The 15,115-nt window shown below is 58.0% G+C and carries 17 protein-coding genes; 11 read left to right on the top strand and 6 right to left on the bottom strand.

Annotated elements, in window-relative coordinates:
- Positions 1-125: 125 nt before the first annotated feature.
- The 3 genes from AC13QY_RS23980 to AC13QY_RS23970 are packed head-to-tail and all read left to right on the top strand — an operon-like array spanning position 126 to position 2,942.
- Entirely contained in the window at positions 126-614 is a 489-nt protein-coding gene (locus AC13QY_RS23980; RefSeq protein ID WP_488493994.1) for a DUF6932 family protein, read from the top strand.
- The gene (locus AC13QY_RS23975; protein WP_488493993.1) at positions 601-1,863 is read left to right on the top strand and encodes a helix-turn-helix domain-containing protein; all 1,263 of its coding nucleotides are present in this window, start codon (positions 601-603) and stop codon (positions 1,861-1,863) included. The genes AC13QY_RS23980 and AC13QY_RS23975 overlap by 14 nt, the downstream gene beginning before the upstream one ends.
- Positions 1,860-2,942, top strand: coding sequence for a beta family protein (locus AC13QY_RS23970; protein ID WP_488493992.1), 1,083 nt, complete (start codon positions 1,860-1,862; stop codon positions 2,940-2,942). Before AC13QY_RS23975 ends, AC13QY_RS23970 begins: the two co-directional genes overlap by 4 nt.
- Here AC13QY_RS23970 and AC13QY_RS23965 read toward each other — a convergent pair.
- Both AC13QY_RS23965 and AC13QY_RS23960 read right to left on the bottom strand, forming a co-directional pair.
- Complete coding sequence (locus tag AC13QY_RS23965; RefSeq protein WP_488494114.1) at positions 2,896-3,486, bottom strand: sce7726 family protein; 591 nt, start codon at positions 3,484-3,486, stop codon at positions 2,896-2,898. The two genes, AC13QY_RS23970 and AC13QY_RS23965, sit on opposite strands and share 47 nt — an antisense overlap.
- A 106-nt stretch (positions 3,487-3,592) precedes the next feature.
- Entirely contained in the window at positions 3,593-4,741 is a 1,149-nt protein-coding gene (locus AC13QY_RS23960) for an RHE_PE00001 family protein (RefSeq protein WP_488493991.1), read from the bottom strand.
- Positions 4,742-4,933: 192 nt separating this feature from the next.
- On the opposite strand from AC13QY_RS23960, the gene AC13QY_RS23955 reads away from it, so the two are divergent.
- From AC13QY_RS23955 to AC13QY_RS23945, 3 genes are read left to right on the top strand one after another with little or no spacing between them, the layout of a single operon-like run.
- A complete protein-coding gene (locus AC13QY_RS23955) occupies positions 4,934-5,173 on the top strand; it encodes a type II toxin-antitoxin system Phd/YefM family antitoxin (RefSeq protein WP_488493990.1) in 240 nt (79 codons plus the stop codon).
- Positions 5,173-5,592, top strand: a complete 420-nt coding sequence (locus tag AC13QY_RS23950; protein ID WP_488493989.1) for a type II toxin-antitoxin system VapC family toxin — start codon at positions 5,173-5,175, stop codon at positions 5,590-5,592. The genes AC13QY_RS23955 and AC13QY_RS23950 overlap by 1 nt, the downstream gene beginning before the upstream one ends.
- Positions 5,582-6,721, top strand: coding sequence for a site-specific integrase (locus tag AC13QY_RS23945; protein WP_488493988.1), 1,140 nt, complete (start codon positions 5,582-5,584; stop codon positions 6,719-6,721). The genes AC13QY_RS23950 and AC13QY_RS23945 overlap by 11 nt, the downstream gene beginning before the upstream one ends.
- A gap of 16 nt (positions 6,722-6,737) precedes the next feature.
- Here AC13QY_RS23945 and AC13QY_RS23940 read toward each other — a convergent pair whose 3' ends face one another.
- The gene (locus tag AC13QY_RS23940; protein ID WP_488493987.1) at positions 6,738-7,379 is read right to left on the bottom strand and encodes a hypothetical protein; all 642 of its coding nucleotides are present in this window, start codon (positions 7,377-7,379) and stop codon (positions 6,738-6,740) included.
- 533 nt (positions 7,380-7,912) lie between these two features.
- Between AC13QY_RS23940 and AC13QY_RS23935 the strand changes: the two genes are divergently transcribed.
- Positions 7,913-8,713, top strand: a complete 801-nt coding sequence (locus AC13QY_RS23935; RefSeq protein ID WP_488493986.1) for a hypothetical protein — start codon at positions 7,913-7,915, stop codon at positions 8,711-8,713.
- 98 nt (positions 8,714-8,811) lie between these two features.
- Here AC13QY_RS23935 and repC read toward each other — a convergent pair whose 3' ends face one another.
- The 3 genes from repC to repA form a co-directional block, all read right to left on the bottom strand.
- Positions 8,812-10,029 carry a plasmid replication protein RepC gene (gene repC, locus AC13QY_RS23930; RefSeq protein WP_488493985.1) on the bottom strand — a complete coding sequence of 406 codons (1,218 nt, stop codon included), beginning with the start codon at positions 10,027-10,029 and terminating at the stop codon, positions 8,812-8,814.
- Between the two features lie 173 nt (positions 10,030-10,202).
- Entirely contained in the window at positions 10,203-11,159 is a 957-nt protein-coding gene (repB, locus tag AC13QY_RS23925; RefSeq protein ID WP_488493984.1) for a plasmid partitioning protein RepB, read from the bottom strand.
- 123 nt (positions 11,160-11,282) lie between these two features.
- Complete coding sequence (gene repA, locus AC13QY_RS23920; protein ID WP_132589814.1) at positions 11,283-12,479, bottom strand: plasmid partitioning protein RepA; 1,197 nt, start codon at positions 12,477-12,479, stop codon at positions 11,283-11,285.
- Between the two features lie 366 nt (positions 12,480-12,845).
- Between repA and traI the strand changes: the two genes are divergently transcribed.
- Genes traI through AC13QY_RS23900 form a run of 4 tightly spaced genes read left to right on the top strand, consistent with a single transcriptional unit; the run spans position 12,846 to position 15,106 of the window.
- Entirely contained in the window at positions 12,846-13,469 is a 624-nt protein-coding gene (gene traI / locus AC13QY_RS23915; protein WP_488493983.1) for an acyl-homoserine-lactone synthase, read from the top strand.
- Positions 13,470-13,472: 3 nt separating this feature from the next.
- Positions 13,473-14,444: a P-type conjugative transfer ATPase TrbB gene (gene trbB, locus AC13QY_RS23910; protein ID WP_488493982.1), complete on the top strand. Its 972-nt coding sequence runs from the start codon at positions 13,473-13,475 to the stop codon at positions 14,442-14,444.
- Positions 14,434-14,814: a TrbC/VirB2 family protein gene (locus AC13QY_RS23905; protein WP_488493981.1), complete on the top strand. Its 381-nt coding sequence runs from the start codon at positions 14,434-14,436 to the stop codon at positions 14,812-14,814. Before trbB ends, AC13QY_RS23905 begins: the two co-directional genes overlap by 11 nt.
- Complete coding sequence (locus AC13QY_RS23900; protein WP_488493980.1) at positions 14,807-15,106, top strand: conjugal transfer protein TrbD; 300 nt, start codon at positions 14,807-14,809, stop codon at positions 15,104-15,106. The genes AC13QY_RS23905 and AC13QY_RS23900 overlap by 8 nt, the downstream gene beginning before the upstream one ends.
- Positions 15,107-15,115: the final 9 nt, after the last annotated feature.

Below are 15,115 nucleotides of genomic sequence, written 5' to 3'. Positions count from 1 at the left end.
CTCAGGCTTTCCCAAAAGCAGATTTATCCGATCAGTCGGCCGCAGGCATCTCACAACATGGATGCCACTGCCGATCGGATAAGTTGCCCCTTGCTAGTTTTTGCTTACAACATTATTGTTGTAACATGATTCCAGCCCTCGTTTTCCTACCCGGTTCTCCATGGGATGTGCTGCCGAGCGGCATTCATCCTGCATCTCTTGATGAGATACAAATTGTATATGGATACAACGAGCGGCGGCGCACGCTGCTCTCGGGATTGATTGATGGCGCCGCTGCGCTGGTGAAGGCTGGATGTTCGAGGATCTATCTGGACGGTAGCTTCGTCACAGCTAAACCGATCCCGGGCGACTACGATGCATGCTGGGATCCAGCTGGCGTTGTCGGCACTCTTCTCGATCCCGTATTCAAGGACTTCAGCGATGGCAGAGCCCGACAAAAAGCTCGTTTCGGCGGCGAGTTCTTTCCGTCAAGCATAGTAGAGGCCGGCTCAGGGAAGGCGTTCCTGGATTTCTTTCAAGTAGAGAAACATTCGGGTGGAGAAAAGGGCATTATTGAGATTTCGATCATGACGGATGCGACGGTCCTTCGGAGGCTAGCTCATGATATTCAGTGATCGGCAGTACGCAGTGTCGAAGGAACAACTCAACATTCTGAAAAGTGCGGCGCTGGCTTTCCAAGCTGGCGACGGCAAGCTGGATTGGCTGAAGCAAATCGAGTCCGATGCGCTTCATAGCCAGATCGCAGACATACAGCGAGAGATGGCAGAGTATGATTTCCTTAAGTCCGGAGCCGTTGGCTTAACCGAAGAGTTCGCCTTCGAGGAATTGCCGCGGGTCCTGATCCAGGCGCGCATTGCAAGTGGCCTGACCCAAACAGATCTCGCTGAACGTCTAGGACTGAAAGCGCAACAAGTTCAGCGTTATGAGGCGACCAACTACATGAGCGCCAGCCTGGCGCGCCTCATGGAAGTCGCCAGCATTTTGAACGTTCGGGTCTCTGCGTCCTATGGTGCAGGTGAAGAACGGTCGGAGGGGGCGATCTATGCCTGGTCTGACGCAGGCTCTGTTGAGTGGAACAGGTTCCCACTTCGAGAGATGGCAAAACGCGGCTGGATTAAAGGCACTGATCTGGCGGTATCCGCCCGCACCTGGTTTCATCAGGTAGCCGGGCCACAGTTCGCCACAGCTCTTCACCGCAAGAAAATGCATAGCGGAAACGCACCGAACGAGCACGCCCTCCTGGCGTGGCAAGCGCGTGTTCTTCAAAAGGCAAGAGACGATTTCGATGCGGGTTTGATCGGCGAGTTTACCTTGGACGACCGCTGGTTGGGTCAGTTGGTCGCTCTCACGAAAGATCGTGACGGGCCACGCAAGGCCAGGGATCTCCTTGGTCGAAACGGCATCGGCATGGTCGTTCAAAGCCACCTTCCCGGGACATACCTCGACGGCGCGGCAATGGTCGCTCCATTCGGAAATCCTGTTGTCGCGCTTACGCTTCGGTTCGATCGTTTGGATAACTTCTGGTTCGTGCTGTTCCACGAGCTGGGGCACGTCTTCCTGCATCTATATAATTCTCTTCGCTTCGATTTCTTCGATGAGGAAGATGGCCATAAGGGCGATCAGTATGAAGAAGATGCGGACAAGTTCTCTCTGGACCATCTCATACCGCAAGATGCGTGGCGCAAGTGCCTCTCTCGTTTTGCGTTGACGGAAGAGGCCGTCCTTATCGATGCAGAAAAGCTCGGGATCAGTGCGAGCATCATTGCCGGTAGGATCAGAAAGGAGAGGAATGACTTTCGACTCTTCACCAACTTGGTCGGGTCAGGAAGCGTCCGGGCTCAGTTTGAGGGGCTGATGGAATGAAGCTAACTCCCAGCATGTATGTTCCTTCGCTACGGTGGCGCCAGGGCGAATACCAGGCGCTGTTCCGTCTCAGTGACGCGGCGAAACAGTTTGTTGTTCCGTTCATACTTGTCCCCGAGCCGGAATACGACTTCGAGGAAGGTCGACCGAAAAAGACTGTTCAAGAGCAGGTCCAGACTTTTCCGAAGCGCTACCAGCAAAAGTGGGGCAAGAGACCCGCTTGGATTGACGTGCACGCGAATATCGCCACGACAAGCATGGCGGATGGCCGGCCGCCCATGTCGTTCGTCTTCGAAGAAATTCGAAGTTTCGGATCGAGGGCTGTGCCAATCACCTCATTGGATGCCCCGTCTTCCGTCAATGCTATTGTCGCCGGCATCGCGGCAATCGACAAGCTCGGCGTCGGAATCCGAGCTCGACTTGAGCACGTGATGAAGCCCAACTTCGATGCTCGATTAATCGCACTGATCTCGTCGATTGGCCTCACCCGAGAGCAAACAGACCTCATCATCGATCTCGGCGCTCCGAATTTTCAGCCCTACGCGGACTTCGCTGATGGGTTGATAGCGGCGATGGAGAATGTGTCGAATCTGACAAGCTACCGTTCCCTGGTGATGATCGGCACAGGCTTCCCTCAGATACTCGCTGTCGACAAACCGGGAGGCCACCTGCAGCGGCACGATTGGCTTTTTTACAAAGCATTGCGCGCCAAGCTCGCCGGGATTGGCCGGATTCCGAATTTTGGAGATTACACGATCGTCCACCCGGAGTTCACCGCCCAGGACATGCGCTTGCTGAAGCCCGCAGGCAAGATCGTCTACACCGCGGGCGACACATGGAATGTTCGAAAAGGTGGAGCATTTAGAGCTGATCCGGGACAAATGCACACGCACTGCGAAAGCATTGTTAGATCAGGCCAGTTTTGTGGCCCTCACTTTTCAGCGGGTGACGAGTACATCGATCGGTGTGCTAAGAAGCTTGCACCGCCCTCCAATCTGACGCGCTGGAAGGAAAACGGCATCAGCCATCATATCATGCATGTGCTGGCTGATCTCGCCACGCCGAGCGCTGGACCATGAAATTGCGAATTGCCGTTATTAGATCGGCGATCGGCATCTGAGCGGCCAGATCGATATAGAGCTGCAACCTGCTTCGCTTGAGTTCACGCGGCGATGCGCCGAATCCTGCTAACAGCTCGGCAGCCTCTGAATGCCAGAGCAGATGAGCAACGTGAATGGCATCGACAGTCGGATTGGCGCGAGCGCGCCGCACTGTTTCAAAGGCGATGCCACCTCGCAGTCCTTTTTCAGCCCTGATCAGACCGCACCAGTCAGGGACGATCCGCTCTGCTTTTGCCAAGTGTTTGTCAGCGCAGACAAGGGTAAGCCTGCTCAGCCCCTTCGAATAAAATTCCAGCTGCCCCGGAAGTCGGTCGAGCGTATCGAGACTGCTTTTGATTTCGAAACCATGGACCTCCGCAGATATAACTGCGACATCAATCCTCACCTTGGCGTGCGACAGACCAAGTTCGTCGACGATGATGACATCGTCGGTCTTGTGGTAGGAACGGAGCTTCTTCCTGTGAAGCGCGGCCCTGATTTCCTGATCGGTCGTTGCTAGCATCATCGTATCCTCTGACCAGAGCTTTTGGCCGATTTCGTCGCAGCGGCCAAGTCGCAATTCTCATCGGTTATCCAAAAAACCGCCATAGATAGTTTCGGCCGCCTCATCAAACGATCCCCCACGCCCGAAACCTCCTCCTCCCCGTCATCTCTCGGAGCCCGAGCTCCAAAACGATCCGCCGCGCCGCCTGCGGCGTGACCTCAAGCGTCTTGGCCACCATCCCGGCCGAAACGAGCGGCTTTGCCATCACCAGCTCTACCAGCTCCGGCAGCTTTGACGACGTGCGGCGCCCCTCCAGCTTTCGCTCGAACATAGTTTTCGCCAATGTCAGCCTGTCGTGTTCTTTCATGCCGATCTCGGCGGCCGACAAAATCCCGTGAGCGATGGCGAGCAGCCGGGTTTCCCGATTGCGATGCCGGCGCCGATCGACCGGAATGGTTTTGAGGCCGAGATTGATCGTAGCGAGATGAGCACCTGACGTGATGCCGGCCTGACGGAGGATTGAGGCGGCAAACAGCCGGCCAAGCCATGGCGCATGCTGCAGCACGGACAGCTCGTTCCAGGCATCAAGCGCGATGATCGCCTGCAGCACCGCCGGAAAGTCCTCGACTTGGCGTAAGACGCCGCGCCATTCGCCGAGCCGGGCATCCTCATCCCAGTCAAGGTCATAGATCATCGGATCCTTTTCCGCAGTTCGGCCGCTCGCGGTGCGGCCGGGGCGTTTCGCCTGTTCGATCGCTGCCTCCGATCGGGCGAGCACCGCATCGATGGCGGCATAATCGACGCCGGGAAGCCCTACGGCTTCATCGATTTCCTTCCCCTCCCCTTCTGGGTCGATCGCCGCCGCGCTCCGCACTGTGTTGGCGGCCCCCGCCGCTTCCGCGCCGACCGACGCGATGTCCGACGTTTGTCGCAATGTCCGCATACCCTCGGCGGACACCGCCCAGTCCGGCGTTTGGGCAGCAATACGCCGGCGGGTGCGCAGAACGTCGCGGGCGATGGTGAGTTCGTGGGTGGGGGTGCGTATGTCGCGGGTGGCGTCATGAAGGACGAGATCTTCGAGATGCACGAGTTCGCCGTCGATCCAGAGCGAGGCGCAGGCGTCGGCGAAATTTTGCCGCTCGAGGAAGCCGGCGCCGACCGGCGAGCGGGCGATGCGCTCGTCGAGACGCGCCAGAGCGATGGCGGCGTCTGAGATGGGTCGCAGCAGGCTCTGGATGGGCAATTTTGACAGATCATAAGCCATTGAAATCATGGTAAACGATTTGCTAAACGAACTCTATCTCAAAGTTACTATTCCTCACTGCGTATGATTGTGCCCGGTGTCTATCACCTCCGATAAGTCTTCATTATCAGAAGTGAGATAGTCTACCAGTTGACCATCCTCGTCTTAAGCCGTATTCTCCACCCAAAGCGCGCTCAAATTCCATTCGCTCAAGGAATTGTCATGACTGTCACTGTCAAGGTCGCCGAGGCCAAAACCCACCTGTCCGACCTGCTGGCGCGGGTCGAAGCCGGCGAGGAATTTATCATTGCCCGTGGCAACGATCCCATCGCCCGTTTGGTCGCCATCGATGAGCGTCGGCAGCGCCTGGCCGCCATCGAGGCAGTCCGGGCTCTGCGCGCCGAGATCAAGCCGGTCACACACGAAGAGGTTCAAGCCTGGAAGCAGGAAGGCCGTCGCTGATGGCCTTCGTCGTCGATGCCTCGATCGCCGGCGCCTGGCTATTGCCGGACGAGGACAATACGCTCGCCGAGCAAGCGATGACACGCATGGCCGACGAGGACGCCGTGGCGCCCGATCTGCTGCGGCATGAGATCCGCAGTATCCTGTTGATCGCTGAACGGCGTGGCCGGATTTCCGACGACCTCGTGCATTCGGCACTCGCGCGCTTTCGCGCGCTGCCACTGAAACTCGTTGGCTCCGGCGACGATACCGAGATCGTCCGCTTGTCGCGCAAGTATCATCTCAGCGCCTATGATGCTGCCTATCTTGCTCTCGCCCTGCTCGAGCGTCTGCCACTTGCCACGCTCGACCGCCGATTGGCCGAGGCCGCACACGCGGAGGGTGTGGTCATTTCAGGACCGATCGATAATGAGCATTGATTTTGCGGCATCGATCTCGGCTCGCGCCGAAACCCTCGACACCATCGCCGCGGTGCTGCCGATCGACCGCCGCGACAAACTCGCTGAGCTCTTGACCGACGCCGATGTCGAGACGCTGCGCCATCTGGTCAACGAAGGCATGGGCGACAACACGCTTCGCGCGCTGACATCCGACCTCGCCTATCTCGAGGCCTGGTCGCTGGCGGCGACCGGCAATCCCCTGCCCTGGCCAGCGCCGGAAGCGCTGCTGTTGAAATTCGTCGCTCACCATCTCTGGGACACCGCGAAACGGGAGAGCGATCCGGATCATGGCATGCCGGCCGATGTCGCTGACACGCTACGTCGGGGTGGCGTTCTGAGGACGACCGGGCCGCATGCGCCGGACACCGTGCGCCGGCGGCTGGCCAACTGGTCGACGTTGACCAAGTGGCGCGGCTTCGACGGCGCCTTCGCTTCCCCTGCCCTCCGGTCGGCGCTCCGGCTGGCCGTGCGCGCCGTGCCGCGGCCGCGCCGCCGCAAGAGCGCCAAGGCGGTCACATCAGACGTGTTGGCGAAACTGCTGGCGACCTGTGGCGCGGACAGCCTGCGCGACATCCGCGATCGGGCGATCCTGATGGTTGCCTTTGCTTCCGGAGGTCGCCGACGCAGCGAAGTCGCCACCCTGCGGAAGGAGCAGCTGACGATCGAGCCGCCGGTCGTCGAAGACGGCGCTCCTCTCCCCTCGCTCTCCATCCACCTCGGCCGCACCAAGAACTCCGGCGCTAGTCAGGACGAGGTCGTCTACCTCACCGGCCGTCCGGTGGACGCGTTGAACGCCTGGTTGGCGGCCGCCAGGATTGACGGCGGCAGTGTGTTTCGGGCGATCGATCGCTGGGGCAATGTCAGCCGCCGCGCGCTCGATCCGAAGGCGGTCAACGACATTGTCAAGAGACGAGTGGCCCAGGCTGGGCTGGAGGCGGCGGAGTTTTCGGCGCACGGGCTACGATCTGGCTATTTGACGGAAGCGGCGAACAGGGGCATTCCACTCGCCGAAGCCATGGATCAATCTCGCCATCGATCGGTGCAACAGGCATCAAGCTATTACAACAGTGCGACACGCCGTAGTGGTCGAGCGGCGCAGCTGCTGTAGCGTGACGGCAAAAAGGTCATTTGGCCGGGGGGATTCTACGCTCCAACGCATCGATCCTCGCGGTAAGCTCTTGTATCGCCGCGTCGCTGCTTTGCGCTTGGATCTCAGCGTTCGACGGATGCTCAAGCAACTGGCTATGGTGATGAACGGCAGACGAAAGCCATTCGAGGCGCCGCGAGAGAAGCGTGATATCCTCCGAGGGCAAGGATGTGCCCGACTCGGTTAGCACAGTCGGAATGAGCGTCAGGAGCCAGCTCAGCGCAAGGGCTCCGCCGACATATCTGTAACTTCCCTTCTCTGCCCTATCCAGAATAGTGCCAATGGGCGTCACTTTCGTCTGTGCGGGCTGTGCCGGGGTTTCGTCCCCATCGTGATCAATTTCACGACTTGTCACGACCATGACGCGATGAGCGGTTTCGATGTCGGTCCGGATCCATGGCCAGAGCAGCCACAGGCCCGATGCGCCGAGACCGAACAAGGGAGCTATGATCTGACAAAAAAGTATGAAGCTATGAGCCGGCAGCCACCACCATATACCAACGCCGAACAGAACAGGCGCCACGAAGCAGAAGACGATGCACATTGCATGCCGGACTTTGGGCACCGAGGTGTCCGCGCCTAACAACTCAATAAGGATTTCGGTTTGATTTTTGCTCATGATCCGCTCGAAAATGATCGATTTGAATGTTGCCCGTCGTTGAAGGTAGGCCCGAGAACCTTTCACAGCTCGGGTTCAGCTCCTCGATGGGGCAACACATGAGACACCGCTGGTTAAAGTCGAATTAGCGGCTCGCGCATGCCTCCCGCCGAATATGATCGGCTGCCCCAAAATTCGATCGAATTTTCCGGGCCGACGCTCGCCTGTGGCGACTCGTTGGGTTGGCTGCCGGATGCTGAAGCGCGAGAGCAACGAAATGCCACCTGATGAACAGGCCCAACTAGCGCCGGCGCGTGATGCTAGAGAGCTTTCGTTGAGACTGGGGAACAGCTTGCTTTCCCAAAACAGTTCGCTCTGCTATAGCCGAGTTGACCTCGAGGCAACTCCCAGGCGCTCCACCATCTGCGGGGCGTGACGGTCGTAGTGACCTGTGCCGGCCCGGTTTGCCGGGCTGGCACGGCTGGGTCCCTTTCCAGATGCAGGCCACCGCTGCATTCAATTATCGCTGCTCCGCATAACCGAATGGGTTTCGTGTGACCACACTGATCGCCTGGATCGCTTTCGATAACAAGTTCGCCGCAGCTTATATGGCAAGCGACAGCAGAATTACTTGGGACAGCCAAGGTGTGAAGCGCTGGGACGCAGGTCGGAAGATTTTCGCAAGCAAGATCTATCCGGACATTCTAGGCTATGCGGGCGACGTCGTTTTCCCGGCGCTTGCGCTTAGCCAACTCATCGAAGCGATCGACGCGAACACTATGTTCAATTCGGACGCAACTCCGTGGGACCGCCACGAGATCATCAAGAGATCTCTGCAGGACTCCTTTGCGCATCGCCATAATACTGATGACCGAGATTTCCACATATTACACCTCAGCCGATGGGATGGGGAGCCCAGAGCAACGGTCCATGCCTGGTGCATTGAATATGAGGCAGCCGGACGGGTTTGGACCGACCGGGTTCTGGAGATACCCACTAGCACTGGCATTATCGAGCGTCTTGGCTCAGGTGTACCGGTAGCCAAGACACACGAACGTCTCTGGGCTGCGGCATATAGCAGGGAGATATTCTCGTCGTTCTGCGACGCTATCTCAAGCGGCACTGACAACCTTTCTGGCGGTGCCGCACAGTTGGCCGGCTTCTACCCGAGGGGGGTGGCGAAGACGTTTGGCGTCTTGCGCGATGGCAAGGCTTTTCTGAACGGCCTTCCAGTCCATGCGCCAATTTCGAATGACACCATCGAATGGCGCGACCAACTTTTTCAACGGATCGACATTTCGACCGGAAAGCTGCTCGAGGGTGCGCAAGTTCACACGAGGCCTAAAGCCAAATAGATCAGCGCGCTTCAAAAGTTGCCAGCCGGAAACTTCCGCAAAAAAAGTCCATTATACCATACATTTCAGCCGGTTAGCCACCTCATCGCTATCATCCGTCACGCGGAAACGCGTGTTGCCATACCCCTGGCTCGTAGGGCGGCAAAAAGCATGGGTCCGAGCGAAAACTCCCCTCGCCGCGCCTTCGCAGTTAGATCGCGAAGATAGCCGCCAGCTGAGCTGATATGCCCTGCCCGCTCATGGATGCAAGCCACCGCGATCGCCGCTCCCGCCTGCCCCAGGACTTCGCACGCTTCCTCGTAAGCTGACGGGCTGACACCCAGCATTTGCCGGACGGTGACCGCGGCTGACATCATTTCGCGCCAGTTTCCGATTAACCCGCCCGGCCCGAACGGCACAATCTCAGGGCACGCCCGCAGCACCATCGATAATGGGAAAACCTCCGGTTCGCCTTTTTGCTTCGGTTGTTTGTTTGGCTCGGACTTTTCGCCCTGCTTTATTTCGAAGCGAGGTTCAAGTTCATAGCAAGATTCGGTATTTGAATTCTGTATGTGGCATCCGTCTGCGATGGCATTGCCATCACTTTTTTCGGCTTCTTCCTTTGTTTCCAACATTCTGGAGACTTCGTCGTGGAGGAGGCTCAGCTCATCGAGGCTGGCCATTACGTCCTGCAGAGTTGGGCGCCGAGCGAACCTTCCAACGATCTCGATAAAACAGGCTTCCGCTGCTGCCCAATCACCCGCTAGGTTCTCTTCGATCCCAACCGTGATCAACTTTCGGACATCCCGCCTGACGATCGTGAGACGATCCTTCATGACGCGGAAACGGCGCTGTTCGGCGGCGACCTCCTGGGCGAGGGCAGCAAATTCGCGGGCGCGTGCGAGAAGCGGCGCTAGGCTGAACCCATATGCATCCTCAATGTCGCCCTCATCGTCCTTGCGAGCATAGCGCTTTCCATTTGGGCTATCCTTACGAATGATAATGCCGGCTTCTACGAGAGCGCCGAGGCACTTGCGTAGAGTCGTCCCAGCAATTCCATTTGCTCGGGCTGACAGCTGAGCATTTGAGGGAAAGACGATAAGGTTCTTGTCGCTGCTTAGCTCCGCGACAGGGTAAAATGACAAGAGAGCACTTAAGACGGCCAAGGCCCGATCCTGAAGCCCAAGGCGTGAGCGCGCATCGCCGACATCGCGAAATACGCGCCACTTATCGACAGGGCGTTCTGAAATCTCCTGATCAGTCTTCACCTGACGCTTCACCAAGGCAAGCGTCATCGGCCGCCGCCCGAAGGGCGTCGTGATATATCCCGTTTCCATGTCCTTCACCTTTCACAAGGCAAAGAAAAGGCTACGCCGGTGTGGCGTTGACTCTTGACTGTGATTCCGGGAAGTGCGATTCTCTAAGCGACCAAACTGAGAGAGGCCTTCTGGAACACCGTTTCGGAGGGCTTTTTCTTTGCTCTATTGATCCTTTCCTCGTTTCGTTTGACCTACTGCTTCGTTTTCTTGAACGACGCGTAGATTTCAGGGAGCACCGACATCAGGTATTCCCCGAATTCCGGTGCAGCCTTTTTGTCGATCATCAATGTCAGTGTGCGTTTGTCCTGGCGGAAAGTCGCAGCCTTGACGCCATCGTCGGCCTGCCAAACCTCTGCCTGAACCGTTTCCTTCTTCGCCTTTCTCGGCGCTACCGCTTCGAAGACACGTGCAAAGCGTTCGTCTGAGGGGAGGGCTTTCACTTCGTCATCAGACAGAACCACCTGCGCCGTCGCGACGGCCCCATCCTTGCCCAACCGCGCGGCAAGCTCGCCCCAACGGTCCCGACCAGTTTTAGGAGCCGCACCGATCCCGCGGATGATATCCGTCGGCAGCTGCGTCGCCGCCTGGATCAGGCGCGACAGATTGCTCTTGTCGACGGCGAGCGCGCTCATGATGACCGACCGCTGAAATCCTTTTGCTTCGAGTTCAGCTGCATAAAGCGCACGCTCGATGAACGACAAATCCTGTCGAGCACTATTCTCCTGACCCTGAGCCAAAACCAGCTCATCGTCAGTCATGGTCCTGACTGCCGCTTTGATCCGAAGCCCTGCCGCCTTGACCGCGCGGAGTCGTCGACGTCCATAGGCGATTTGATAGCGCCCTTCGATGGATGGGTGAGGTCGAACGAGGATGGGAACCTGCTGGCCGTTTTCCCGGATGTTTCGAGCGAACTCCTCGAACTGCTCTCCGTCCTCATCAAGGCGATCGGTAACGGCCGGCGCATCGATGAGATCCGGATCAAGGTCCGTCAGCGATTGGGATTTCAACAGCTCGATCGAGCGCGAAACAGCGCCAATCGCCCCGCGCGGAGCGTATTGCGGCGTGATGTTGTCTTGGGCAGAGGCATCCGCGTCTCCGGCATGGGATTTGGGGCCGGCGAGATCGGAGAGAAGGTGTTTTCTAGCCATTTTCTGCTCCTTTGTTCGCAGCTGAAAGAGCGAAACTAGTTAGTATTTCCAGGCCGTTAGGCCCAAAGTTTCCGGCTGGCAACTTCTCAGCAATGCAACAGCTGATGGGCGCTACCGTCTGCATTACTTCCGCCCCCAAGAGGTTTGGATCAACTGCTCGATTTCGTTGTTCACATTGTCGAGCGATTCCATCGCCCGATCGTAGGTCGCTCTCGTAAACTGATCACGGCTGACCTCGTACAGAGTCTGCTTGGTGATCCCTGCGTCGGAAATCGCCGTGCTCTTGAGCATTGGATGGTTGAGGACATGATCACCAAACATGGTTCGCATGAACGAAACCATCTGGTTCTGCGGGCCATCGCCAGGCTCATAGCGGGTTACGAGATACCGCATCCAATCGTAGTTCATGCTGCCGCCAGCATCGGCAACAACACTCAGAAGCTCGGAGGTCATCAAAAGAAACTGACACATCGACATCACGTCCAACATCTGCGGGTGGACGGTCACAAGAACGGCTGTCGCAGCGCATAGGGCCGAAATTGTCAGAAAGCCTAGCTGTGGTGGGCAATCCACGACGACGACATCATACTCGTCGGCCACTGACGAAATAGCGTCGTCCATGCGGGTGAAGAAGATATTCTTCCGATCGTTCGAACCGAGCACTTTAGCGGTATCGTGCTCAAATTCCATGAGCTCAAGATTGCCAGGCACGAGGTCGAGGTTGGTGAAATAAGTCTTCTTGATGACCTCCTTCAGGGGTCGACGCTCGCTGTCATACCTGACAGCCCCATAGAGCGTTTCGTTGTCTCCCACATCGAACTCTGGCTGGAAGCCATGGAGCGCAGACATACTGGCCTGGGGATCGAGGTCGATGGCCAGAACCCGGTAGCCGTTGAGCGCGAGATATTGGGCGAGGTGTGCCGCGGTCGTCGTCTTCCCAGACCCGCCCTTAAAATTAACGGCAGTTATGACCTGCAGATGCTCCCGACCCGTACGCCTTGGCGAATAGCGACGGTCGCCCTTGCCGTTTTCGTCAAGATATTCGCGAAGAGCCTGGATGGTTTCAACCGAGTAAGAACGGCGGTTGTTATTGCCGATCTCTGGCTGCGGTCCTTTGCCCTCAAGGGAGAGATGACGAAGATAGCCATCATTTACGCCAATTAGCTTCGCCGCCTCGGTAGACGAAAACGACCGAAGTGTTTTGCGAGCTTCAGGCGGATAAAGCTTCACACGATGCTCGTGTAACGCGCCCGAGAGATCTCGCGCATGCGCCGCTATCAGTTTATGGATAGCTTTCTGAAGCTGAACGGGATTCTCCACGACGCCCTCTCGTACACACGGTAATTTTCGTAAACACAGCTTTTTGCCGTGGATAGAACACCCGATTCCGGTCAGCGTTGCAAGAAATTTTAGGTTAACAAAGACTTAACGGCGATTTCTGATTCAGAGGATGTGAGCGGAAAACCGACCGATTTCGCTTTGATTCCTGTGGCTTAAGATCCCGGACCAGCCTCACGCCTCATCGTGCTTACTAACACTTTTGTTAGTAAGCTAGCGTGACAACCACCGCGAGTCCGGGTGACCCGATCACCCATTGAGCCGAATCGGTACTAACATTTCTGCGAGTAGATCGCTGGCTCTCCCACGTGCACACCTCCTGCGTTGATTCAGGCAAGAGGCTCGTCAATGCATATAAAGGCAATCCGCAATGCAAAGTCACCCGAAGATTTGAACCTCCTGGACCAGATGCACCAACTTCGTGCAACGGTGTTTGGAGGGAGACTTTCCTGGAAAGTGCACTGCTTCGAGGGCAGGGAGTTCGACGAGTTCGATGCCCTCTCGCCGACCTACATACTGGCAATTGCCCCAGAGCAGCAGGTCGTCGGATCCGCCCGGCTGTTGCCTGCAACGGGCACGACCATGCTGCAGACTGTTTTCCCGCAGTTGCTCGAAACCGGCCTGCTATTCTCACATAACCACATGATCGAGAGCTCGCGATTTTGCGTCGATACCGCGTTCGCCGAGGGGAGGGGGGCAAGCTCACTCCACAATACGACCTTGGCGATGTTCGCCGGCATCGTCGAATGGTGCATGCTGAACGGCTATACAGAAATCGCCACAGCGACCGATCTCCGATTCGAGCGTATCCTGAAGCGCGCCGGCTGGCCCATGCGCCGCCTCGGCTCCCCGACGATGATCAATGAAACACACAGTGTCGCTGGCGTCCTGACCGCCGACCAAGCCAGCTTTGATCGCCTCCGGCCGCAACACTATCACTCTTCGTTCATGACCCACCAGAAGGCTGCGTGAGAAATGATGCCCTCACAACATCGCTCTCTTCCGCGTTTGGTGAGCAAGCTCCAAAATGCCCTTGGCGATCATCTCTGCGTGGCGCTTGAGGATCCAAGCGTGGTGGAGATCATGCTCAATCCGGACGGAAAGCTCTTCATCGAACGGCTGGGACACGGCATGGCTGCCGCAGGGGAGATGCAGCGAGCGGCGGCCGAGACCGTGATCGGCAGCGTTGCTCATGTTCTCAACTCCGAGGTCGACGATGAAAGTCCCATCGTTTCGGGGGAGCTTCCGATCGGCGGCCATCGGTTCGAAGGTCTGTTGCCGCCTGTGGTCGCCGGTCCGTCCTTTACAATTCGCCGGCGCGCGTCACGGCTTATCCCGCTCGACGACTATGTTGCGAGCAACACGATGACGGCCGAGCAGGCAAAAGTCATTCGGAGCGCGGTCGCTTCGAAGCTGAACATCGTTGTTGCCGGCGGGACCGGCTCGGGCAAGACGACGCTGACAAATGCGATCCTGGGGGAGATTGTTCTTCAGACTCCCGACGACAGGTTGGTCATTCTTGAGGATACGGCAGAAATCCAGTGTGCCGCTGACAACGCCGTCTGCCTGCACACGAGCGACACCGTCGACATGTCTCGCCTGCTCAAAAGCACGATGCGGCTTCGACCAGACCGTATCATCGTCGGCGAGGTTCGCGACGGCGCGGCACTCACGCTCCTGAAAGCGTGGAACACCGGCCATCCCGGCGGGATCGCCACCGTCCATTCAAACACGGCGCGCTCCGCCTTGCAGCGCCTCGAGCAGCTTACCGCCGAGGCAAGCCAGCAGCCTATGCAGGCCGTGATCGGCGACGCAGTGGATCTCATCATCTTCATCGAGAGGACACCCAAGGGGCGGCGGGTCACGGAAATCCTCCATGTCAGCCGCTTTGCCGGCGGACAGTACCAAGTCGAACCCTATGCAGAGGACGCACGCGATGCAGCTTAACCGGTCTCTTCAATATATCGGTCTCGTGGCCGTCGGCGTGGTCGTGACGGCATCGCCGGCCTTGGCCAGCTCCGGCGGCAGTCTTCCCTGGGAAGGACCGCTGCAGCAAATCCAGGAATCGATAACCGGTCCGGTCGCCGGCGCGATTGCGCTGGCCGCGGTGGCGATCGCCGGCGGCATGCTGATTTTTGGCGGTGAGTTGAACGATTTCGCGCGGAGGCTCGTGTATGTCGTGCTTGTCGCCGGCATTCTGCTCGGCGCCACCAACATCGTTGGTCTGTTCGGCGCCACGGGCGCCTCGATCGGGGTCTACGACGAGCAGGCAACGTCCATCGACCAAAACAGCGAAGGGGAGGGGGCTCATGGCTGAGTCCTTGTCCGGACTACAGCGCAGCCGCATTCATCGCGCGCTGTCGCGGCCGAACCTGCTGATGGGCGCCGACCGGGAACTTGTGCTGCTGACGGGCCTCGCCGCCGTCATCCTGATTTTCGTGGTGCTGACCCTCTACTCGGCACTCTTCGGCGTCGCCGTCTGGATCGTCATTGTCGGGCTGCTTCGGATGATGGCGAAGTCCGATCCACTCATGCGGCAGGTCTATATCCGGCACATCTCCTACGGGCATTACTACAAAGCGACCACGTCTCCGTGGCGCCGATATTGAGGGGAAGGA

Source organism: Martinezella sp. CNPSo 3795 (genome assembly GCF_057784475.1).
Note: the sequence above shows the minus strand (reverse complement) of the source record. Positions and strands in the feature narration are given on the sequence as shown.

Coding starts and splice junctions, on each gene's coding strand:
- AC13QY_RS23980 (WP_488493994.1), top strand. CDS start 126: ATGATTCCAGCCCTCGTTTTCCTACCCGGTTCTCCATGGGATGTGCTG.
- AC13QY_RS23975 (WP_488493993.1), top strand. CDS start 601: ATGATATTCAGTGATCGGCAGTACGCAGTGTCGAAGGAACAACTCAAC.
- AC13QY_RS23970 (WP_488493992.1), top strand. CDS start 1,860: ATGAAGCTAACTCCCAGCATGTATGTTCCTTCGCTACGGTGGCGCCAG.
- AC13QY_RS23965 (WP_488494114.1), bottom strand. CDS start 3,486: ATGCTAGCAACGACCGATCAGGAAATCAGGGCCGCGCTTCACAGGAAG.
- AC13QY_RS23960 (WP_488493991.1), bottom strand. CDS start 4,741: ATGATTTCAATGGCTTATGATCTGTCAAAATTGCCCATCCAGAGCCTG.
- AC13QY_RS23955 (WP_488493990.1), top strand. CDS start 4,934: ATGACTGTCACTGTCAAGGTCGCCGAGGCCAAAACCCACCTGTCCGAC.
- AC13QY_RS23950 (WP_488493989.1), top strand. CDS start 5,173: ATGGCCTTCGTCGTCGATGCCTCGATCGCCGGCGCCTGGCTATTGCCG.
- AC13QY_RS23945 (WP_488493988.1), top strand. CDS start 5,582: ATGAGCATTGATTTTGCGGCATCGATCTCGGCTCGCGCCGAAACCCTC.
- AC13QY_RS23940 (WP_488493987.1), bottom strand. CDS start 7,379: ATGAGCAAAAATCAAACCGAAATCCTTATTGAGTTGTTAGGCGCGGAC.
- repC (WP_488493985.1), bottom strand. CDS start 10,029: ATGGAAACGGGATATATCACGACGCCCTTCGGGCGGCGGCCGATGACG.
- repB (WP_488493984.1), bottom strand. CDS start 11,159: ATGGCTAGAAAACACCTTCTCTCCGATCTCGCCGGCCCCAAATCCCAT.
- traI (WP_488493983.1), top strand. CDS start 12,846: ATGCATATAAAGGCAATCCGCAATGCAAAGTCACCCGAAGATTTGAAC.
- trbB (WP_488493982.1), top strand. CDS start 13,473: ATGATGCCCTCACAACATCGCTCTCTTCCGCGTTTGGTGAGCAAGCTC.
- AC13QY_RS23905 (WP_488493981.1), top strand. CDS start 14,434: ATGCAGCTTAACCGGTCTCTTCAATATATCGGTCTCGTGGCCGTCGGC.
- AC13QY_RS23900 (WP_488493980.1), top strand. CDS start 14,807: ATGGCTGAGTCCTTGTCCGGACTACAGCGCAGCCGCATTCATCGCGCG.